Below are 20,748 nucleotides of genomic sequence, written 5' to 3' on the forward strand. Positions count from 1 at the left end.
AATCTCAAAACATTATCCTTTTTAATGAAAATTTTAGAGTTTGTTATTTCAAAATCGATTTATATGATAAAAAAAAGTCAAACATCGGCTTAATTTTTTTTGGTAGAAATCCTCTGGTAGAAATTCCAGAGTTTGAAGTAATTATTCGGTCCTAAAATGGCTTTGAGAAAACTCAGAAAGTTGCCCCTCAACTTCTTTTTCAGATAAAGCTTTTTGTCCTGATTAACAATGGAAATAAATTGTGAAAAGGGGTCATCAAATCGGAGAGAAATTCTCTTAAGCTCAAAAGGGTCGGTATTATTTTCGTTTAGTCCGAATTTGGAAGTGCAGATTCCTTTGTAGCCAAGCTCCTGCCCCATTCTCTTTACTTTAGAACTGTGATAACCACCAGGCAGACTCAAAAGATCAATTTTCTTCCCGGTGATTTCCTCCAGCACTTTTTTTGATTCCTGAAGCTCCAGTTTCAGTTCATTCTCATCCAGAGTCGATAGAAATTTGTGGGTTTTGCCGTGCGTGCCGAACTCCATTCCTGCCTGGCTCATCTTTTGAATCTGAGATTTACTCAGATGACCCGGTGTATCAATGAAATCGCTGGTTAAAAAAAATGTAGCTTTGAAACCGAGCTTTTCAAGTAGGGGGAAGGCTATAGTATAATCGGTCTGGTTTCCGTCATCGAAGGAGATTATCAAGCTTTTTTCCGGTAAGGAAGTTCTATTCTTTAAAGATTCCAATAACTGTTCCACAGAGATAGTGTTCCACTCCTCAGAATGCAAATACTCCAACTGTTTTATAAATTCCTCTTCTTTTAAGAGATAAACCCTTTCTTCTGAGTTTATCTTTGAGAGGTTCTCTTTCCTGGACAAAAGACGGTGATAAAGAAGGATTAAGGTTCTTCCCACGTCTCTTACCTCTTTCCCAATATAGGATTGAAGAAATAGTATCTGGAGTGCAAATCTTTAGGTTTGCCAGCAGAACTTCTCTTGTTCCTCAATAGGTTAAAACTAAAGCTAAAGCTTTACACTCCTGTATTTCTTTGTGCACGCCAGGTCCCCTCACCTGGCATGCTTTTAGTCGGGTCAGGGGACCCGACCACCACATCAATCGCTTGAGTCGGTACTTTTTAAAAAATTCTCACCTCCTGGATGGCTCCCAGATTATTTCTCTTTTTCCTGAGATAAATTTAACCCAGGCAAAAAGCAGGGCTAAGTTTACCAGATAAAAATAAAATATAGATTCGAAATAAGAAAAAATTCCTGCTGATTTTTTATTACTCAAAAAAAGCCAGTGAATCAGGACAATCAGAACGGTGAGAAGCTCAAATAGAAAAGTTAGTCTGAAAATCAGATGAGTGTGCAGCAGAAAAATATTGGTCAGGGACAAAAGCAAGAGCAAGAAAGGGGTAAGCCATCTCAACAGTTTATGGCTCAGAAGCTCCAGGCTGAAGATACCATACTTAAAAGGATTCAATAAAGAGAGCTCCGAGAAAAAGACCTCCAAGCCTCCTAAGGTGGTTCTACTTCTTCTTCTGAACTCCTCTTTGAAATCAGTGACTTTAGTGACAAAGGCAGTTGCCTCAGGCTCGGAGACCACCCTTTTTCCTTTTTTCACGACCTGAAGAGGAAGATAAAAGTCGTCTATAAGATCGTTCGGTATCTCGTTAACAAGCTCTTCCCTGATAGCATAAAGACACCCGCTCACCCCGGTCAGGTTTCCGCTTTGACTTTCCAGCCTTCTTAATTTCATCTCCAGGCCAACATAAAGCCCTTCCCCGGATTCAGACTTTTCTGAAAAAGCAGAGATGCTCCGGTCTTCTCCGCTTACACATCCAACATTTAGATCAGCGAAATTTCTGGCTATGTTTCTCAAAGAGTTTTCGCTCAAAAAGGTAGAGGCATCTGTGAAAAAGACCAGTTCAGTCTGAACATCTTTCAAGGCCAGATTTAAAGCCCTGGTCTTTCCTCCCCTTTTTCCCAGTCTGATAAGTTTTACCCCCTGGTCCTGGAATGATTGAGCGATCTCTTCAGTTCTGTCTGTGGATGAATCAGAGATGACTATTATCCTTAATTTTTCCTGAGGATAATCAAGTTTGAGGCAATTCTCCAGCTTACCTCTGATCACTTTCTCACCATTATATACCGGGATAAGAAGGGTTGCTTGAGGAAGATATTCCCCTTTTTGAACTGGAGTAGATCTGAAAAAAGAAATGATTTTCAGGAGAAGAAAATATCCCGAATAGGTGTAAAACAGCAAAAATACTAAAACTATAAAAAAAATAATCATCTCAGTATCTGGGAATAAAGCTCCTCGTAGTTTTTTATCATCGTTTCCCTGGAGAATTTCTCTTTAACCCTTTTTCTGCCCTCCTCTCCCATCTTTTTTCTTAGCTTTTCATCTTTTAAAAGCTGGACTATGGTCTCAGCCAACTTCTCCGGCTCGGCATAAGGGACGAGAAAGCCAGTCTTACCCTCTAGAACCAGCTCAGGATTTCCGCCCACCCTGGTGGCAATCACAGGCTTGCCTGATGCCATCGCCTCTAAAATTGAGATAGAACAGCCTTCCAGACGGGAGGATAAGATGAAGATGTCCATAAGGTTTAAAAGAGAAGGGATGTCATCTCGATGTCCCAAGAGCAAGACCTTATTCTCCAGTCCCAGTTCAGCCCTCAGTTTGAGCAAATTGGATTTAAGCTCACCCTCTCCGATTATCAAGAGCTTAGCCTGAGGAAAAAAAGGAGAGACTTTGGAAAAAGATAGAATCAGCGTGTGATGGTCTTTGACTTCTCTCAGGTTGCCCACATTCCCCAGGATAAGGTTTTCCTTTGAAAGGTTTAACTCCTTTCTGAGCTTTTCCTGGTCAAACTTTTTTTCGAATCTGCTGGTATCGATCCCGTTATAAATCAGCTTTATTTTTTGAGGGAGCAGTTTGAGGTCTTTTTTCAGCAGATTCTGTATATCTTTAGAGACCGCCACGATCTTCTGGACGTGGCTGATCAAAACCTTATAGGAAAGCCTCCTGGTCCACTTCTCGAAGATGTAATACCGGTTATGGACTGTGGCGAGCATCGGAATCCCGAGTATCTTTGAAGCCCAGTATCCGTAGAAATCTGTGCCCCAGGTATGAGAATGAATCAGGTCAATTCGGCTCTCTCTTACCAGCCGGGTGATATTCTTCAAAAACCTGTAATCATACACCTGGGTGCTCTCTTTAAGCCAGACGAATCTTATATCCCTTCTCCTCATCTCGGAGACAAGCTCCCCTTCTCTGAACGCGGATACATAGGACTTGAATTTTTCCGGGTCGGTAAAAGCTGCCAGGTCTAAAATCACCTGCTCAGCTCCACCCATGGAGCTGGTGTTGTTTAGATGAAGTATTTTTCTAACTTTGTTCATGTTTGAGCCAGAAGCTCCCGGTAAAGCTCCACTATATTTTTCACCCTTTTCTCCAGTGAGAAATTCTCCAGGACATATTTCCGGGAATTGTCTGAGAAAATCCTCATCTTATTTCTATCTTCTAAAAGCTCCAGTATTGCCTTAGACAAACTATCCGGGTCTGCTGCTGACACTAATATTCCCGTCTTTTCCTCTATGACAACCTCAGGTATCCCGCCTAACCTTGTTCCTATAACCGGCTTTCCAAAAAGCATTCCCTCTAAAGCCACATTAGGCATACCTTCTGAAAGAGAGGGGAGGATAACTAAGTCTAAAGACTTATAGATTGAGGTTATGTCTTTTTGATATCCGGTGAAGACTACCTTTGACTCAAGTCTTTTTGAGGCACAGTATTCTTTTAGTTTTTTCTCATCCGGTCCTTCTCCCACAATCAGGGCGGTTACCTGAGGGTAGTTTTCTGCTAATTTAGAAAAAGCCTGCAGGAAAAAAATTTGTCCCTTTTCCGGACTTAATCTGCCAATCACGCCCAAAAGTTTATCTTCTGCCGGGATTCTGAATTCTTTTCTTACCTCAAGGGGAGGATTTAATTTCGGGATGCCGTCCTCAAAGACTGCATTGTAGATGACCCTGATTTTCTCCTGGGGAATTTTCAGAGCATAAAGCTTTGACGTCAGCTCCTTAGAGACCGCAACTAACCTGTCAGGAAATTTGAGCAGGAATTTATCCAGCCGGTTGTAAGCTCTGATCTTCCAGTCCTCATCGGTCCAGCCATGAATGAATGAGATCCAGGGGATCTTGAAAAACCTTCGTAAGGTTAGAGCTAAAAAGTTTGCCTTATGACCGTGAGTTTGAAGGATATCTGCTTTATTCAGTTTTAGAATAGAGGAAAACTGGGTAATCAGGGTTGGGTCAAACCTGAAATGATGTTTTATACTTAAAGTCTGGATTTTTCTTTTTTTAGCTTCCTCTAAGAAAGGGGAAGTCTCCTCTTTTCCCACAGTAAACCCGACCAAAACCGGGCCACATCCATAATCCGGTGCTGCCTGGCAGAAGTCCATCAGCCCTTTGCCAGGTCCCCCGATTCGATAAGTGGCGATCAGAATTATGACTTTGATTCTTTTCATAACCTTAAGCCAGAAGAAGAGGTTTCAAATTCTTCTGCACCAGTTTTTCCCAGGAGTTCTCCCTGGCTAAATCAATTCTTTTCTTTTTTTGAGATTCATCTTTTTCCTGTAAGGATTTTTCTATCTGCTGGATGAATTCTTCATGGGTTGAGCCTATCCTGACTATGTCCTGGTAGGGTAAAACAGAAGGGAGAGGCGTGCTGACTACCGGTTTACCTGAAGCCAGATACTCGAAAAGTTTTAAAGGTCTGGCATTTATCGTGACCTCTGTTAGTTTATAGGGGATGATACATACATCAAAACCCTGGAGATAGAAAGGTAAGTCCTTATAATCTTTAGGTCCTAAGAAGTGCTTATTCTCTTTTGCCTGAATTTTGCTTATATCCACGCTTGTCGGCCCTATCAGAACTAAGGACCAATCTTTCTTCTGGGTGATTTTCTCCAGAAGCTCAAAATCTATCCAGTCCCGGATCAATCCGTAATATCCGATTATCGGTCTTTTAATATATTTTATATCAGCAGGGAGTTCCACAGAAGTTAGGTTGTATCGAGAAAAATGGTCAAATTCGACCCCGTGAGGAATTAAAAAGATATTCGGATTGTATTCTTTTTTGGTCTGGAATAATTTATCAGAAACGACCAGGACCAGATCTACCTTTTTTAGAAGTTCTTGCTCCAACTCTTTTACCAAGTTTTTAGAATATCCGGTAAATTCAGAATATTCATCTGCACAATAATAAATGCTTTTTTCCTCTTTCAACCTTCCCACCAGGCTCTCTGCTGTTGGGCAGGCAGCCCACAGGATCCTCCTTTGAGCTTCTTTTCTAGAGAGGAAAAATTTTAAACTCAAAGTCAGGATAAACTGATTTATTTTTCTGGCCAGTCGGTTTTGAAAATAAGGCAGGACTAAAGGAGAATAAACGTAGATGTTTGGCTCTTTTTCTTTGATCCCGGAAAAGAATTTCTTCAATTTCTGAAAAATTCTTTTTAAATCTTTTTGGCTGACCGAAGGGGTTCTCAAACCCAGAGAATCCACCCAGAGAATTGAATATTCCCTGGATAGAACCCGCATTATGTGCTGAGAGGATGAAGGGAGTCTCCCCCAATCCTCAGCTAATGAGATTATGAATTTCTTAGGTTGATCACTCATCTGGCTCAATATCGACTTTATCCTTAATCTTTTTTGCCGGCACTCCAGCCACCACGGTATAAGGCTCAACATCTTTAGTCACCACAGCCCCGCTTCCCACCTGGGCATATTCGCCGATTATAATTCCGGGCATAATTATCGCTCCCACTCCAACCAGAGCTTTTCTTTTAATGGTCACCGGAGCGACTATGTGCGGATGCCTGGAAGTATCATGCATCAGGACAACCACTCTCCAGCTCAACACCACGCCGTCCTCTAAGGTCAAAAGCTCAGGAAAATTGTCGTCAATCAAAACCTCACGGGCGATAAAAACATTTTTGCCTGCCTTCACGCCCAGGCCTCGATACAGTTTATTTCTCAACCTGTAACTCATGACAAAATTCCGGGTGACTAGATTCAGGATTTTCCTAAAAAGGTCTTTTGCCCGGCCCAACCTCCTTTTGGTCTTATAATCCTCTAAGGATATCTGCTGATTCATACGTTCATCTTCCTCCCTCTTTTATTACCTTGATTATATTCTGCAGGTCACTTTCTTTCAGATATTGATGAGTAGGCAAAGTCAAAATGGTTTTCTCCACCAGATGGCTTTTGGAAAGCTCATCCGAGCGCGGGGCTAAATATTTTTCTATTCCCGGTATTTTATCCAGAGAAGTCGGATACATCTTCGAAGCTCCCAAGTTCTTCTTTTTTAATAGCTGAAAGACTTTTTCTCTCTCAGAGATAGCTTTAAATAATATCGGCAGGCGAAGGTAAACAGAATAAGCCTCAGCCGGCAAGGGAAGAAACGAAATTCTGTCTAAATCTTTCAAACCGGAGATAAGATAGGAAGCGTTCTTTATCCTTGCCTGATTAATCTCTTCCAGCCTTGGGAAAAGACAAAACCCCAGTTTAGCCTGGTATTCGGAAAGGGAGAAAAGGTCAAAATCCAAAGAGAATTCAGACTCACCCAGCTTAAGAGCCGGTATTCTCTCCGGGACCCAGAAAAGATAAGGGTTCAGAAAAATCTTGTAGATTAGGGTCTTCCAGAAGAATTCAATGCCGAGATTTTTTCTCAAATTTGACAATTCCTTTTTCAGAAGGGTAGATATTTCCTGATCCTGGCTCAGGATGATTCCTCCCTCTATGGTGGTGATATTTTTACCCCGACCTAAACTGAAGAAACCTAAATCCCCAAAAGTCCCTAAGAATTGATTCCCGAATCTTGCTCCCATCCCCTGGGCAACATCCTCAATCACGAAAACCTTCTTTTCCCGACATAGGTCAAATATATCAGAGATAGAGTGAGCTAATCCGAAATGATAGACCGGCAGGACTGCCAGGGTATTTTCATTAACAAGCCGTGAAAGTTTCTCAACGTCAAGGTCTAAGGTCTCCATGGATATGTCGCACAAGCTAATTTTCAACCCAGCCTTGGCTATGGCTGAGGGGACTGAGAAGCAGGTATAAGCCGGGATGATTACCTCATCCTTATTCCTGATCTTCCTGAGGGTTTTAAGAATCAAAGTCAAAGCCGCTCTGCCAGATGAGACCAGGAAGCAGTCTTTCACCTGAAAATATACGCAGAGGCTTTGCTTGAATTCTTCGCTGGAGCGACTTTTAGAGAAGAAAGAGGAGAGGCTTGCAAATATCTCTGCGAACCGAATCTGAGTTCCGGCTGGAGCAATAGATCTTAACATAATCTTAAGGCAGGTTCCTCACGATTTTAGGTCCTAAAAAATTAGCCCAGCTTAGAGGTAGCTTTTTCCAGAGCTTTATACCCAGGCTGAATTTTGAGCTCTCCGGGTTAAGCTCAGGCAGGTCTTTTATTTTATTCAAATAATACTGCCAGAAAAGCTGGGTTGGCTCTTTAACCCACTGGCTTTTAAAGCTGAACGTTCCTGAATTCCAGGTCGATCTTCCTAAATCGAATTTCTTAAACCCTTTTAGGCACCCGCGCTGGATTATCTCCCAGTACAAAAGATTATTAGGACAAAGGCTCAAGTATGAGCCCAGGGAAGAAGCAGAGGGAACGGTCAGCATATCCTTGAAATATAAGATCAACCCACCTCCGATCACTTTATCCTTTAATCTCACCAAAGCAATTTCGCTTTTATCCGGGAAATAAGTCAAGATATTTTTGAAAAGCTCTTTTGTCCAGACCGGGGTTCCTAAGTCCCTCATGTTAACCGAGAAGACTGAATAGAACTGGTCCAGATTTTCCTTCTGTCCAAAGGTGACTTCTAACTCTGATTTCTGGGCTTTCCTGACCTGATTCCGGGCTTTGGAATCTATTCTTTTCCAGACCTTTTCCGGATCAGGGTCGAGTTCCAGAATAAAGGTTACTTTTGAAGTTTTTGTGGTCAGCCTTTTATCCTCCGCTTTCACGCTTCTCAGCTCTAAGAACTTACATCCTTTTTCTCTGGCTAACTCAATCGCTTTATCGATGAGCTTCTCCTGAACCTCGACTGAATCAGAACAAACACCTCCATAATCCAGCCAGGGTAAGGAGATTAAGAATTTCCCGAAAAGAACGCTGGAATAATAAAAAAGGGGAAGGATGCCAACCACCCTATCTCCATCTTTTGTTAAAAGATAAACCGGCTTCTGCTTAAAGCTTTTTTCCAGCACAGCCTTCCATTCGATCTGATGAGCGAAAGTGGAAAACTCTTTTTCAGTCAGATAAGCTTTCCACTGGCTTTCGAATCTATCAGTATATTCAATTATCTCCATAGACGATCTCTTGGGCTAATCTAATGATTCCTTGAAAGAATTTTTCAGTGGTTAAATCCTGGGCTTTCCTTTGAGCTTCTTCCACCATCTTCTGAACCTGTTCAGGATTTTCTAAAATATAGGAGATGGCATCTCTCAATGCCCCGACCTCACCCGGATTTACCAGCATCCCGGTTTTTTTATCCTCGATATAATCATTTGCTCCTTCCGGGTCAGTAACAATAACCGGTTTTCCCCAGAACATAGCGTTCAAGAAGGTCTGCTGTCCTCCGGAATGCAAAAATCCCTTTGCCATCGGCACAACCACCATTTTCGATTTTGCCAGAAGATCATAGAATTGATAGTCAGTTGCGCTAATCACTTTGACGTTCTCCGGCAGGTCTATTCCATCCAGAAGAAGACGGTTGTTGGTTGCTATGACAACTCTCAAGTTCAGACCTCTGGTCGCCTCCACTAAGGTCTTATAATCCCGGTTCCAGTTGCCTCCGCTGAAAAGATAATCACCTTTTTCCACTGTGCAATCGTAAACTTCGCAGGTGGTGTGATAAGGGAAAAATTTTAACTTCTCCTGAGGTATCCCAAATTCAGAAGAGTAAGCCTCTATTTCTCTTTTAGCCCAGACCAGGAAAAGTCTGTCTGACTGGTTCATCAGTCTTATCTGAGTACGCTTCAGAATCCTTTTCAAAGGGTTTTTAGCTCTATACCAGAGGCAATCCAGCATCAGGGTTGGGGTTTTTTGAAAGGGCAGCAGGCTCTGCAGAAGAGAGAAAAATACTCCGGCTTTCCCTCCGGAGATAACCACCAGGTCAAAATCTTTTCTTTTGAAATAGAGTTTCAGGGAAAGGATAAGGGAATTCAGTGTGCCTGGTCTTGTCTGAACAAGAGTTGCCTTTTCTTTCCAGGTGGGGCTCGCCTGTGTCCCTATATGAGTCAAAATCTTTAAGTCTCCCGCCATACCCTTGTCTCTTCTGCATGTTTTAAAATCCGAATTACTATCACCATCCCCAACAAAAGGTAAAGATGAGGGTAAAGTCCGACTGACAAAAAGAAACTTCCAACCGCATAGGCTAAAAGGGCTGCTTTCAGTCCCTGAGAGACCCACTTCAGATAGTTTTCCTCCCTGGATGATTTCATAAAGGAGTTAGCCTGGGCATAAACGTAAAACATTAAGCCCAGGTAGAACAGTATTCCAAAAAAACCTAATTCCGCACCGACCTGAACATAAGCGTTATGAGGCGAAAACCAGGGACCGCTTTTCCCCCCGTACTCTACGCCGTATGCCACCTCATAAACTCCCACTCCTACTCCGGATATAGGCCTGTCTGCAAACATCCTGAGACCGGCTTTCCAGGCTCCGATTCTTCCCATGGCTGATTCATCCTGCTGGTAGGTGGTGATGGTCATCTGTCTCTGCCAGTACTCCTTTGGAGCAAATAAAAAGATCAAAAGGAAAATGAGGAGCACTGATAAAATCCCCGCCAGCTTATGCTTGCTCTTGAAGATGAAATAGAGAAAAAGGAAGACCAGGGTTATAAAACCTCCGCGAGAGGCAGTGGAGATGATTCCTAAGGTGTAAAGACTGATGAAAAGAAAATAGACCAGCTTCAAAATCTTTTTTTTCTCCGACAAAAAAAGATAGAAGGAAAAGGGGAGAGCGATACTCAGAGCTAAGGCAAAATCGTTAGCATCCCCCAAGAATCCTCCTGAGCCGCCGATACGCGCGGCAACTGCGCTCTGCCCCAGGATAAGAAAATTCTTAATTGCGCTCAGGGCTAAATAGCCGTTAACCAGAAGGAAAACCCAGAAGAAGGTCTTTAGTTTTTTGGGGGAATCTATCAGGTGGATGAGAAGAATGGTGAAAATCAGGATCTTGAGCATATCCACAAAGATATCGAAGGAGCGGGAAGGCCAGAAACTAAAGGGAATAGAAAAAACCATCACCAGGTAAAAAAGGTATAAAAGGATAAGCCCCTTCTCCTGCAAGTAGAGTCCGGATTTGGTGATCCCGATTTTCAATGCCCAGACTACAATCAGGGTGATTGTCAGAAGTTTAGCTAAATGCAGATGACCCAGGGCAGGAATAGTTTCCTCAAACCGCATATAAGATAAGATGATGTAAGCTAAAACCCCCAGATATGGATAAAAGAAAAAGGTAATACCGACTATAAAGGCTAAAGCCATAGCTGGCACAATCTCGGGTCTGGGGACGAAAAGAAGAAAAGCCCCGGAGACCAGAGAGATGAAGATCAAAAAGAGATACCAGAGCTTCTCTGAGGTGATAATCCGGGAGACGCCCTCGCCTTTTCCCGGAAGAGCTCTATTTTTAGACGGTTCCATATCTTTAAGATAGTAAATTTTTAGTTAGATAAAACTAAAATTTTTATCTGATCACAGCCAGGATCCTGTAGGTCAAGCATATCCGCAGGATTGCTTGACAAAAAGAATTGTCAACCACCCTGCCTTTGGCGAGGATAGTTGACCTACAAAGCTTCAATTTTCTATTGCTATGATTTTTATCGGATTACAGCTAACTTTCCAGTAGAACTGCCGGATTGGAAATCGACCCGGTAATAATAAACCCCCGAGGCCAGGTCTTTACCCTCCTTACTCTTTACATCCCAGACAACATCCGTAGAGGCGTTGCCAGTAAGCTCCCGGACTAACTCCCCGGATAAGGTGGTGATCTGTATTTTTGAATATAGAGGGATATTCCTGAAGGTTACAAAATTATCGCCCTTAGAAGGCTTAAAGGGATTAGGAAAGACGTGAATCGAGCCAGTCAAAAAAGAGCCAGGATCGCTGGCAGCGACTAAAACGTCTAAATCATAAACGTTTACTCTCCAGAAATATCTTCTTCCCTCCTGCAGGTCCCGGTCCAGGGTCCAGGAGAGTGTGAGGTTATCCGGGATATTTATGTAGGGAGAGAAAATCGTCCGGTCGTTGTCAAATGCTGGATCTTCACCTACCAGGAATTTCGCCCTGATCTGGTTTCGGTCAAAACCATTATGTATGAACTGGGCATTTAGAGTCGGTCGCAGGGTAACTACCTGCTCATCTCCCACCGGGGAAGGGAGGAAAAGAGCATAAATCGAATCCCCTATTCCGGTGGAAAGCTGAAAATGATAAACTGCAGTAGGCTGGCTGGTGTCACTTGGGTAAGTATTGGTATACGCCCGGCTTCTCCAGTAATAGACTCCAGAGGAGAGCGGTGTCGGGACAGTCCAGTGGGTAGTACTGTCCTGACCCGCTCCCAACTCAAAAGGGGTTGATTCCTTTTTTTTCTGTGAGCCGAATTGGGTGGTCGTGTCCAGCTCAAAGTAGTAAAGTACAGGCCTGCCGGCCGAATCCTGGACATTATGTATAATGAGGGTCGGCTGGGTAGTATCCACAGTAGAGCCGTTTTGAGGAGAAAGAGGAGTCGGGGGAAGCAAAGCCGTCCCGGGGACCCTTTTTGTTAAGACAGCACCCTCGTTGTTCCGCAGTGAAATCGAGTTAATCGAATCCCCGACAATAGCCCCAGTTGAATTTAGTCGGTAGTAATATCCACCCAAACTGTAGGAACTGGAACTGGTATAATCATCACACCCATCGCATCGGTGTCGGGCAAGGGCAATTCCCTTAGTAAATGGTCGTTTCCAAAGATTCCCAAGTGAACCACCTGGAGATTGCACTATCTTACAGGTATCCGTAGGAGTTCCCATATCAATACTCATTAAGCCATACCACCAGACAGTCGTATCGCCGAAATTGACACCGTAGGCACTCCCCGTTCCGTAAAGATAGTAGACTGAATCAGTCTTATAGAGATAGTAAGTTGCCAGTGAATAAATCTTAGATTGCTCTCCCCCAGGATAACCTTGAGCGTGAATTAAAACATATTTGTTGTGTTGTTGATACCAACGTATCTGATGATGATGACTCCAGTAAATAGGTGGATAATCATTTGCCTCAAACTTACCGTCATCCTCTATCATATTTTCTTCCATCCCGCCACTACCATATTGAACCAGACTGGTATCACAATAATTGCCAGCAAAAGACACCATCAAGAACATGCTGTCGTTAGGATGTGCGGCAAAAGTATCCCTGATAGCTTTATGGGATAGCATATTCCCAACTCCCCAGCCGGTATCTATCTCTGGTTCATTGAAACAGGTTGGACTTGTGCCACCGTAAGTCCACTCCAGATAATTAAAAACACCGCCAAAATCCGTAAAGGGATTGTCAGAATGAATTGAACGCGGTCGATAAGAACCTTCATCAAGAAAAAGTTTTCTGGCACTATGACCGTTCCAAGACTGAACCAATGGTTTTGCCATATTAAAAATAATCTGTCTTAAATCGGAAGTCCAAAAACACTGAATTACTCTGGCTTGGGTGTCTGCCATCGCCACAGCATTATGATTAACTGCAGAACTGTCATCTACAAAATAAAAAGTGTAGGTATGTGAAGGCGGAGCAGAGGGTAAATATAATCGACTGGTGGTAGATGAATCAACCCGGTATGAAACTGTATCTGGATTACCACCCCAGCCTAATTTAATATAATCTCTCCGCCACTTATTAGCCGTCCAACTAACTCCAGACAGTCCACCGCCCGCATCCTCTATGTAATAGGGAGAAGAAGTTCGCTGGACAGTAAACCTTGTCCCGTAAACTGCATTATTGTAGTCAAAATCGCTTTCCTTATCCCTTGTCCAGTTATGGTCAGCATCATTAGCATTGTCCCAGCCAGGAACAAAAAACCACTCAGCTACGGAAGTGGGATGCTCCCAAGCATTAGTCCGCCAATGGACGAGACAAGACTCAGGATGAGTAGAACCTTTGGCTGTCATCCAGGCTACCAAATCCAGATGTCTTTCAGAGTTTTCGTTATCGCACCAAGTATTGTAATATTCCCCAATGGCTTGCCCACGATTATAGTAAAGAGCATAAGTAGGATCTGTTGCCGTAACACTACCCCAATATTGAAAATCTATGTGAGTATTCATCCAAGCCATACTGGTAGAATTATAATAAGGCCAAGTAGGTGTTAAGTAGGGCCCTCCCATTCCGAAAGTATTTACAGAAGGGTGCGTAGGACCCTTACCCAAAGTCACAGAAAAGAAGAATAATGAAAAAAATAGAACCGCTGAGCCGATCTTCTTATTATTACACATAATTTTCCTCCTTATCAAGTCTGTTATTAGCAAACTATATGCCACTTCATAACTTATTCAAATAAAACGCAATCTTACAAAAAATAAAGTCACAAAATGCTCAATTTCTGCACAAAATATTTAGAGTTTGTAGTTCTGTTAGTCTAATCCCTTGGTACATAGTCACTTCACCTTTTGAATCAAAAGCTGAACAACATTGAAATTTTATCAATAGAAAGATCCTCACTGAAAGCTGTTTATTCTCCTGCAAAACCTGCTTTTCGCCAGAGATATTTTAATACTTTTATTACGAAGTCAGGCAGATATCTTTTAATTAACTTTTTAGAATTTGTCAGAAAAGAAAGAAAATTTTTATAGATTGTTGATCTGAAATTTTTGTTCCAGACTAAAACCTTTAGATTTTTTCTTTCCTTTTCAGTCCATTTGTATTTGTATTGAGCCTCCCCTCTCAAGAAATCGAATTCCTTGATGCCTTTAGAAATGGCTGCCTGGATAGTCAAAGTTATCGAAGCTGTTCCTGGGCTAAAATCTTTCCAATCAGGGTCAAACCCGGACTGATAATAATAGACCCGGTTGGAGTAAATAAAATTATAATATAAAGCTATGATCTTATCCTTGGTCGAAAGATAAGATATAAGCAGCCATCCTTGGTCAAAGAAGAGCTGGGCAATTTTTTTATGGAAGCGATTGAATCTCTCCCTTTGAAAAACCCCTTGTTCCCCTAAGGCACTCCATCTTTTGCCGTGCAGAAAGAAAAGCTCCTCCATCTTGGGGATAACCTCATCCTTGTTTTCAACAGTAGAATGAAGAACATCCGAATGTTCTTTAAGCAATTTCAACTGATATTTAATATCCTTGCGAGCCTTTCGTGAAAGGACTTCCAAGAGATCTTCCCAACTATTAGGCAGGACCACATAAGGGCAAACAGTCCAGGGGTCAGAAGAAAAGCTTAATCTGTTTTTTTCTGCCAGGGTCTGAACGAAAGGCAAGCTAAAAGAGTCCTCAGGCATGTCGGTGAACTCAAGTAGATCCCATTCTTTCGAATTTTCTTCAAGAAACTTAAAGAAAAGAGCGAGAGCCTCTTTTTCTCTTCCTTTCTTCAGAATAAAATCAAGATGGTCTGAACAAACTTCCTCGGTTCCAAGAAATCTCAAGACTTTTATTCTGATCGGGCTTATCCGGGTCAAACAGAATGGGGCAATTCCTGAAAGATTCTCATTCTGATCCAGAGCCAGAAGTATAAAGAGCTGGTATCCGGCTGAATAGAATTCCCACCAGGTGTAAAGCCATTCCCAGGTGAGAAAGATGTTGGGGTTAGAGGTCTCCTCTAATAGCCTGTCCCAGGAATCCCTTAGCTCTTTGAATTCCTGCAAGGTATCGACCTTTTTTAGAATCAGTTTCTGGTCAGTCCCAGATGAAAGCAGCTCTTTTTTTTGCATGTCTACTCTTTCAAGAAAGGGAGTGCTCCGAAGGCCCTTCCCAGGGAGATGATGAAATCATCCAGGCTCTGGGATTCCTCCAGGCTCAAACGTTTCAGAGAAAAAAAGTCAATTCCCTTAGGGTTAAACCCATAAGAATTCGAGCAGCCTGCCTTATACCCACACTCCCCAGCCATTTTCTCTATCTCCGAATTATAAAGACCGCTGGGATAAGATAGAAATTCGATCTTCTCTTCTAAGTGCTCTTCCAGTTTCCGTTTTGAGACTTTGAGCTCTTCGGTAATGGTCTTTTGGTCCTCAAAAGTCAGCAGGTAATGGTTATGAGTGTGGGAGCCAAACTCGATTCCGTACTTTCTCAGTTTTTTGATCTCATCCCAGGAAAGGACTTCCCTTTTTTCCTCTTCTTCTGATTTCAAAAGGGGCTTGAGTTTATTTAATAACTCATCCCGATATTTACCTTTGATCTTTTTGATTCGCTCAGTTAAGGTCTCTAAAAAAACTCTTTTGTCCTGAATTGTCTTAAGATGGCCCAGGTCTAAATCATATTCCGGGGAAAAACAATTTTCCAGAGCTAATTTGATTTCCTCCAGATGGTTATGCACTACTAAACCTTCAAGCTCATCCCACCAGAAAGGCTCTCCTTTTTCCACCATACGGGTGGAGATGAAAACTATGGCTGGTAAATCAAATTTCTCCAGGACAGGGAAAGCATTAAGATAGACATCCCTGTACCCGTCATCGAAACTTATGACCACCGGGAATCTGGGCCAATCGTTTCCATTTTTTAAAAGGTCGATTGCCTGTGAAAAGGGGATGACCGAGAAGTTTCGAGCCAGATATCTCAGCTCTTTTTCAAATTTCTCTGTGGTAACCCCGATATCAAAAGGACTCAAAGATTTTTCTTCTTTTTTGTCGCTTATCCGATGATAGTTGAGGATAACCAATCTCCCTTGAGGTGCGAAAAGGAAAAAGAGCCGGATGAGATTTAATTTCACCAGTATGAATTTGATTATTTTTTTAAAAAATATCTTCAGCATATCAAGCTATTTTTGAGTTAGACAATTCTCAAAAACCAGGCTGAGTTTTTGAGTTAATTTTTTCCTTTCGAACTGCTCTACGTAATTCCTGTTCGGCTGGATTTTCAATTCTCCTCTGAAGAAAAGCTCGCAGATCTGTTTCAATTTTAGTTTAATCCCTTTTTTGTCATTTAGATCCAGCACCCAGCCGGAGTTTGCCTGCAGGATCATCTTTTCGCTCTCTCCACCCTTAGGGGCAAAGGATAAAATCGGTTTTCCGCTGGCTAAATACTCATACAATTTCCCTGCCACCACCCCTTTCATGAACTCCCCTTCTGAGCCTATGAGATGAAGCAGGAGATGGCTTTTCAATAGAAAATTTATGGAGGAAAGATGTTCCACATATCCCCAGAGTTTGACTACGTCCTCAAGCTGGTTCTTTATTATCGAATCCCGGTACTCCTCTTCCAGGTAACCCACCAGATCCAGCTGGATTTTCCCTCTTAATTCTGGATTCTCCAGAAAAAACTCTTTTAAAGTCTCAAAAAAAGAAAGCGCTATTCCTGGATAGAAATAACCAGTATGGCATAGGTGGAGCTTGTCATCTAGCCATTTATCCTGCTTTTGCCTGGCCCTCATTAAGTCTTCGGCATCAAATCCATTCTGAATAACCACTATCCTTTTTGCCTGAGGATAATTTTTATCATAGGTCTCTTTTTTAAATTCGGTGTTGGCGATCAGGCAGGAGGTTTTTGTAATTAATTTCTTACCCAGGTATCTTTCCAGTCTCAAATAGAAACCCGGGTAATGACTTATCCTCTGCTCATCCTCTAACCAGTCATCCCGGAAATCTGCCACCCAGGGCTTGCCGGAAAGCTTACTTAAAAAAAGGCCGATTAACTGGGAGGAGTGAGGGGGTGAAGTTGTGTAGATAAGATCGATCTTTTTTGATTTGAGCAGAGAAAGGCCTTCCAGGATGGCAAACGGGACCCAGCCGACCTGGTCATCCGGAACCCTCAACCAAAGGGTAAGAAACATATAAATTCTTTTAAGAAGAGCTCTCAGATTAGGAAGGTGAGCTTTTACCTCCTGAGGAAGATGGGGGCCGCTCCCCTTTTTTTCTGCCCTTGAATTCGCCGCGGGTTTAAATAAAGAGAAAAACCTTTTCTCCCATTTGGAAAGCTCAAAAGCTGGAGCCCTGAAGATCCGCAGATCAGCCGGAAGCTCTTTCACCAGAGAATAATCCCAGAGGAGTGAATCCGGTTTGGACACAGTGAGGATTATTGGTTCCCAGCCGAATAAAGGGAGGTATCTTGAGAACTTAAGGGTCCTTTGAACCCCGCCGCCTCCCAGAGGGGGGAAATTATAAGCGATGACTAAAACCTTTCTTTTCATCTCTTGTTGAAGATTAAGCGGTATGCTTTTCTGAGCCCGAGTTTTTCAAAAAGCTCCAGGGTAAGATCTTTTGCTTTTTTAAGCTCGCCTGGAGCAAAAAAGCCGGTTATCCATAGAGCTAAAGGGAAAAGAAGAAGAACGGCCATCTTGAAAAGTAACTCCTTTTTCCAGGAGCTTACCTGGACGAGGTTAAGGGCAAAAAGGACTAAAGCTGTAACTGTGACCATCTTCAGAATTCTTATCCATTCGTAGGGTAGGGGATAGATTCGAAGATTGATCAGATATGCCAGAAGGTTCATCAGAAGATAGGAGAAAAATATGGAAAAGGCCGCTCCCAGCATGCCGTAAGGAGGAATCAAGAGGAAGTTGAGCAAAACGTTAAATGCTGCCGCGATTCCTATGATCAAAGGATTGTATTTGGTTTTATTCTGGATGAATAAACCAATGATAGTTATGCCAAAAAGCCCATATAGCAGTGTCGAAAACACTAAGAGGGGGATGACCTTATAGGCTCCCCAGAATTGTGGATCTGCCATGACTTTTATAGCTGGATTGGAAAGGGCGATTATTCCAAGGCTGAAAAAACAACCGATTAAAAGAAAATAAGTGGTCAAGCGGGAGAAAGTCGCTTGAGCATCCTTCTCCTTAGCCAGGGGGAAATAAATCGAAGGCCAGGTGGTTAAAAAAGGCTGGATTAACAGGAACTCCAAAATCCCGGAAAACCTGATTCCCAAAGAGTACAAACCAAGCTCGGTGGTGGAGGAAAGCCTTTCCAAAAGATACCGGTCTGCAACTGTCAAAACCCAGAAGGAAAGCGCTCCCGGAACCAGAGGCAGTCCATAGCTGAGCATCCCTTTTAGCTTTAACCAGGAGATCTTGAAGGAAAGCTGTTTCCAGGTCAAAATGAGCATCAACATGGAAATCAGAACAGCGGTGCATAAATTCCCGTAGATTACTCCGCTTAATCCCAGCTTCAGCTTTAAGATGAAATAAATGTTGAAGAAAAGATTCAAAGAAAATCTCACTATGGAGACCAGGCTGAATTTAACTGACTGAAGCTTAGCCCGAAAAAGCTGAAAAGGGATATTGCTGAGGGTATTGAAAAAGCCGGTCAAAAAAGTCAGCCGGACCAAGAGGGTATAGTCTTTGGATTGAAAAAGGAGGTTGTTTATCGGTCTGGAAAAAAGGGAAATTCCACCCAGGAAGATAAAAGAGGAAAAGAGAAGATACAAATAAGAGGTGCTGACTATTGATTTTTGGTCCTCTGCTTTATCTTTATAATCAAAAGAATAAGCCCGGAAGAAAGAGGAGTGCATTCCCTGCTGGACCAGGATTATGACGATGTTCAAGGTTACTGCCAAAAGCTCCAAAATCCCATAATCTGCCGGACTTAGGTATCTTGTATAAATCGGCAGAAGAAAAAAGCCCACTGCCTTGGCTAAAAGGTCAGAGGTGCTGTAGATGGCAGTATGCTTGATTATGGTTTTGAAGGTCTGGTACATCTTAAAAATCCTGGTAAATAGATAGGCATTTTGATGCTATTTTCCTGACATCATGATATCTTTCCGCATAAGCCCTCCCTTGTTCTCCCAACTTTCTTCTCAGGTTTTCATCCTCGATCAATTTCCTGAGGTTTTGCTTCAGGTTATCGGGATTAGTATTCATTACCGGAAGCTCCTCCGGATATAAAGGCAGGAGCTCCTCTTTTATAAAAACACAAACCGGTTTTTTCAATGCCATACCCTCTATGGCGAAGGTCCCGTAGATTCCCAGGGTTATCTTATCAATGAAGATATCACCTTTATGATAATACTCTTTTAAACTCTCATAAGGCATACCCTCGATCAGTAAAAGCTCTAATCTGTATCCCTCTTTTTTTAAATCTTCCACTGCGGAGATGATATAATCTGTGCCGCTAACTTTTCTGCTGGTCGGAGCATGAACCAGAATCAGTTTCTCCTTTGGACTATTCTCAGGTTGAGGCGTCCAGTATTCCAGATCCACAGGCTGAGGAATCCAGATGCCGTCCGGAACGAACTCCAGAAGGTCCGGGCTGGAGACCAGCCGGGCATAAGCTAATTTAATCCGGGGATGCATATTCTTGCCGCGGATCTCGCTTCCGTGAAAATGAAAGATAACCTTTTTGCCCAGTTTTCTTAAAAGAGGAATATCTTTAAACTCTGCAGCAAAAATGGATTCTGCATGAAAATGGAAAACATCATAATTCCTCAGACATTTCAAGAAGAAGAGAAACCTCTGGGTTCGGGTCCATTCTTTTTTTTCATCTTTCAAAATGAAATCCACTGGAAAGCCGGAGAAAGATGGACGGAAAACTGCAAAATCACTTTGGTGACCTAATTCTCTTTGAGCCCGTGAGATCCGGGACCCGGCTCCGCCATAATCGTGAGGTCCATGCAGGATTCTCATTTTTTCACCCCCGGATATTCCTGCCTAAGCCAGGTGCTGATCTTGTCTAATAACTTCGCCTGACATTCGCTTAAGGAGAAGATATGATTAGCCTTCTTGATCATGTGGATCTGATAAGTGCTGTCAGGATTTTTCAGGTTTTTTAGATATCTATCCTCAAATTCGTCTTTAAACTCCCAGGTGGCTGGGTCAAACTCCCCGTTGATGAATAAGATTTTTTTGCCTTCCGAAATAAGGCTTTTAAAAGAGCTTAGAAAAAGGTCATTAAGTCGCGGATTTTTTTTTGAATTATTTTTTTTGAAGAATTTTCTAAAATATAAAGAAACGGATTTAGCCAGGGTCCGATATTCGCTTTTAAAAGTCAAAAGCCGGAGCCAGGCCTGGGGGCTTAAAAGCTTACTTTTATAGGTGGAAAGGACCTGCCCGGCATATTCCGGAGTGGTTATCGTATCTTTGAATTCAGGTTTAACTTCAGGGATATTCTCCAGCAGAACCGGAACTCCCAGGAGTATCAGCTTATTCACCCTCTGGTCTTTAGCCCCGGTAATGAGCATGGTTATCGCTCCTCCACACAGACCCAACAGGATGATCTGGTCCAGCTTATATTCTTTTTTGAAGAAATCAATAGCGGCTTTAGTCTCTTTCACATATCTGCCGGCCTGGATCTCTAAGAAGTGGTTCAAGCCTAAAGCAGAAGGAAGATTGCCCTGGCTGTCTCCTATTCCCAAAGGGTCAAATCTCAAAGCAAAAAAACCTTCTTGAGACAGTCTTCGAGCGATCTTCACATTCAGGCGATAAGAACAGACCCGGTATTTAAGAGCAGACACAGAGAGAATGATCCCCACCTTATCCCTTCCAGGAAAGCTAATCTCAGGCAGATTAACAATCCCCGCTAACTCCTGATTTTCGAATTTGAAATTAGCTATCTTTTCCATTGCCG

At 42.5% G+C, this 20,748-nt stretch carries 17 protein-coding genes; all 17 read right to left on the bottom strand.

Features of this window, described 5'->3' with window-relative positions:
- Positions 1-89: 89 nt before the first annotated feature.
- A complete protein-coding gene (locus MUP17_06995; protein MCJ7458720.1) occupies positions 90-899 on the bottom strand; it encodes a polysaccharide deacetylase family protein in 810 nt (269 codons plus the stop codon).
- Positions 900-1,131: 232 nt separating this feature from the next.
- Entirely contained in the window at positions 1,132-2,280 is a 1,149-nt protein-coding gene (locus MUP17_07000) for a glycosyltransferase family 2 protein (protein MCJ7458721.1), read from the bottom strand.
- Complete coding sequence (locus tag MUP17_07005) at positions 2,277-3,389, bottom strand: glycosyltransferase (GenBank protein MCJ7458722.1); 1,113 nt, start codon at positions 3,387-3,389, stop codon at positions 2,277-2,279. The genes MUP17_07000 and MUP17_07005 overlap by 4 nt, the downstream gene beginning before the upstream one ends.
- Entirely contained in the window at positions 3,386-4,513 is a 1,128-nt protein-coding gene (locus MUP17_07010) for a glycosyltransferase family 4 protein (GenBank protein ID MCJ7458723.1), read from the bottom strand. The genes MUP17_07005 and MUP17_07010 overlap by 4 nt, the downstream gene beginning before the upstream one ends.
- 4 nt (positions 4,514-4,517) lie before the next feature.
- Complete coding sequence (locus MUP17_07015) at positions 4,518-5,663, bottom strand: glycosyltransferase (protein MCJ7458724.1); 1,146 nt, start codon at positions 5,661-5,663, stop codon at positions 4,518-4,520.
- Positions 5,656-6,141: an acyltransferase gene (locus tag MUP17_07020; protein ID MCJ7458725.1), complete on the bottom strand. Its 486-nt coding sequence runs from the start codon at positions 6,139-6,141 to the stop codon at positions 5,656-5,658. The genes MUP17_07015 and MUP17_07020 overlap by 8 nt, the downstream gene beginning before the upstream one ends.
- A 4-nt stretch (positions 6,142-6,145) precedes the next feature.
- A complete protein-coding gene (locus MUP17_07025; GenBank protein MCJ7458726.1) occupies positions 6,146-7,339 on the bottom strand; it encodes a DegT/DnrJ/EryC1/StrS family aminotransferase in 1,194 nt (397 codons plus the stop codon).
- A 4-nt stretch (positions 7,340-7,343) separates the two neighbouring features.
- Positions 7,344-8,372 (bottom strand): FemAB family PEP-CTERM system-associated protein, encoded by a 1,029-nt coding sequence (locus MUP17_07030; GenBank protein MCJ7458727.1) that lies wholly within the window; start codon positions 8,370-8,372, stop codon positions 7,344-7,346.
- The gene (locus tag MUP17_07035; GenBank protein MCJ7458728.1) at positions 8,359-9,327 is read right to left on the bottom strand and encodes a glycosyltransferase family 4 protein; all 969 of its coding nucleotides are present in this window, start codon (positions 9,325-9,327) and stop codon (positions 8,359-8,361) included. Before MUP17_07035 ends, MUP17_07030 begins: the two co-directional genes overlap by 14 nt.
- The gene (locus tag MUP17_07040) at positions 9,312-10,709 is read right to left on the bottom strand and encodes an O-antigen ligase family protein (protein ID MCJ7458729.1); all 1,398 of its coding nucleotides are present in this window, start codon (positions 10,707-10,709) and stop codon (positions 9,312-9,314) included. The genes MUP17_07035 and MUP17_07040 overlap by 16 nt, the downstream gene beginning before the upstream one ends.
- Positions 10,710-10,885: 176 nt before the next feature.
- Entirely contained in the window at positions 10,886-13,531 is a 2,646-nt protein-coding gene (locus MUP17_07045) for a T9SS type A sorting domain-containing protein (GenBank protein MCJ7458730.1), read from the bottom strand.
- A 236-nt stretch (positions 13,532-13,767) separates the two neighbouring features.
- Complete coding sequence (locus MUP17_07050) at positions 13,768-14,970, bottom strand: GNAT family N-acetyltransferase (GenBank protein ID MCJ7458731.1); 1,203 nt, start codon at positions 14,968-14,970, stop codon at positions 13,768-13,770.
- A gap of 2 nt (positions 14,971-14,972) precedes the next feature.
- Entirely contained in the window at positions 14,973-16,007 is a 1,035-nt protein-coding gene (locus MUP17_07055) for a polysaccharide deacetylase family protein (protein MCJ7458732.1), read from the bottom strand.
- Between the two features lie 6 nt (positions 16,008-16,013).
- Positions 16,014-17,381 (bottom strand): glycosyltransferase, encoded by a 1,368-nt coding sequence (locus MUP17_07060; protein MCJ7458733.1) that lies wholly within the window; start codon positions 17,379-17,381, stop codon positions 16,014-16,016.
- Positions 17,378-18,883 (bottom strand): oligosaccharide flippase family protein, encoded by a 1,506-nt coding sequence (locus tag MUP17_07065; protein ID MCJ7458734.1) that lies wholly within the window; start codon positions 18,881-18,883, stop codon positions 17,378-17,380. Before MUP17_07065 ends, MUP17_07060 begins: the two co-directional genes overlap by 4 nt.
- 1 nt (position 18,884) lies before the next feature.
- Positions 18,885-19,808 carry a glycosyltransferase family 4 protein gene (locus MUP17_07070; GenBank protein MCJ7458735.1) on the bottom strand — a complete coding sequence of 308 codons (924 nt, stop codon included), beginning with the start codon at positions 19,806-19,808 and terminating at the stop codon, positions 18,885-18,887.
- The gene (locus MUP17_07075) at positions 19,805-20,743 is read right to left on the bottom strand and encodes a hypothetical protein (GenBank protein MCJ7458736.1); all 939 of its coding nucleotides are present in this window, start codon (positions 20,741-20,743) and stop codon (positions 19,805-19,807) included. Before MUP17_07075 ends, MUP17_07070 begins: the two co-directional genes overlap by 4 nt.
- Between the last annotated feature and the right edge of the window lie 5 nt (positions 20,744-20,748).

This window comes from Candidatus Zixiibacteriota bacterium (assembly GCA_022865345.1).
Lineage (GTDB): Bacteria > Zixibacteria > MSB-5A5 > MSB-5A5 > RBG-16-43-9 > RBG-16-43-9.

Bases quoted from the DNA above. Each gene is read 5' to 3' on its own strand.
- MUP17_07000 (MCJ7458721.1), bottom strand. From the start codon at position 2,280: ATGATTATTTTTTTTATAGTTTTAGTATTTTTGCTGTTTTACACCTAT.
- MUP17_07005 (MCJ7458722.1), bottom strand. From the start codon at position 3,389: ATGAACAAAGTTAGAAAAATACTTCATCTAAACAACACCAGCTCCATG.
- MUP17_07010 (MCJ7458723.1), bottom strand. From the start codon at position 4,513: ATGAAAAGAATCAAAGTCATAATTCTGATCGCCACTTATCGAATCGGG.
- MUP17_07015 (MCJ7458724.1), bottom strand. From the start codon at position 5,663: ATGAGTGATCAACCTAAGAAATTCATAATCTCATTAGCTGAGGATTGG.
- MUP17_07020 (MCJ7458725.1), bottom strand. From the start codon at position 6,141: ATGAATCAGCAGATATCCTTAGAGGATTATAAGACCAAAAGGAGGTTG.
- MUP17_07025 (MCJ7458726.1), bottom strand. From the start codon at position 7,339: ATGTTAAGATCTATTGCTCCAGCCGGAACTCAGATTCGGTTCGCAGAG.
- MUP17_07030 (MCJ7458727.1), bottom strand. From the start codon at position 8,372: ATGGAGATAATTGAATATACTGATAGATTCGAAAGCCAGTGGAAAGCT.
- MUP17_07035 (MCJ7458728.1), bottom strand. From the start codon at position 9,327: ATGGCGGGAGACTTAAAGATTTTGACTCATATAGGGACACAGGCGAGC.
- MUP17_07040 (MCJ7458729.1), bottom strand. From the start codon at position 10,709: ATGGAACCGTCTAAAAATAGAGCTCTTCCGGGAAAAGGCGAGGGCGTC.
- MUP17_07045 (MCJ7458730.1), bottom strand. From the start codon at position 13,531: ATGTGTAATAATAAGAAGATCGGCTCAGCGGTTCTATTTTTTTCATTA.
- MUP17_07050 (MCJ7458731.1), bottom strand. From the start codon at position 14,970: ATGCAAAAAAAAGAGCTGCTTTCATCTGGGACTGACCAGAAACTGATT.
- MUP17_07055 (MCJ7458732.1), bottom strand. From the start codon at position 16,007: ATGCTGAAGATATTTTTTAAAAAAATAATCAAATTCATACTGGTGAAA.
- MUP17_07060 (MCJ7458733.1), bottom strand. From the start codon at position 17,381: ATGAAAAGAAAGGTTTTAGTCATCGCTTATAATTTCCCCCCTCTGGGA.
- MUP17_07065 (MCJ7458734.1), bottom strand. From the start codon at position 18,883: ATGTACCAGACCTTCAAAACCATAATCAAGCATACTGCCATCTACAGC.
- MUP17_07070 (MCJ7458735.1), bottom strand. From the start codon at position 19,808: ATGAGAATCCTGCATGGACCTCACGATTATGGCGGAGCCGGGTCCCGG.
- MUP17_07075 (MCJ7458736.1), bottom strand. From the start codon at position 20,743: ATGGAAAAGATAGCTAATTTCAAATTCGAAAATCAGGAGTTAGCGGGG.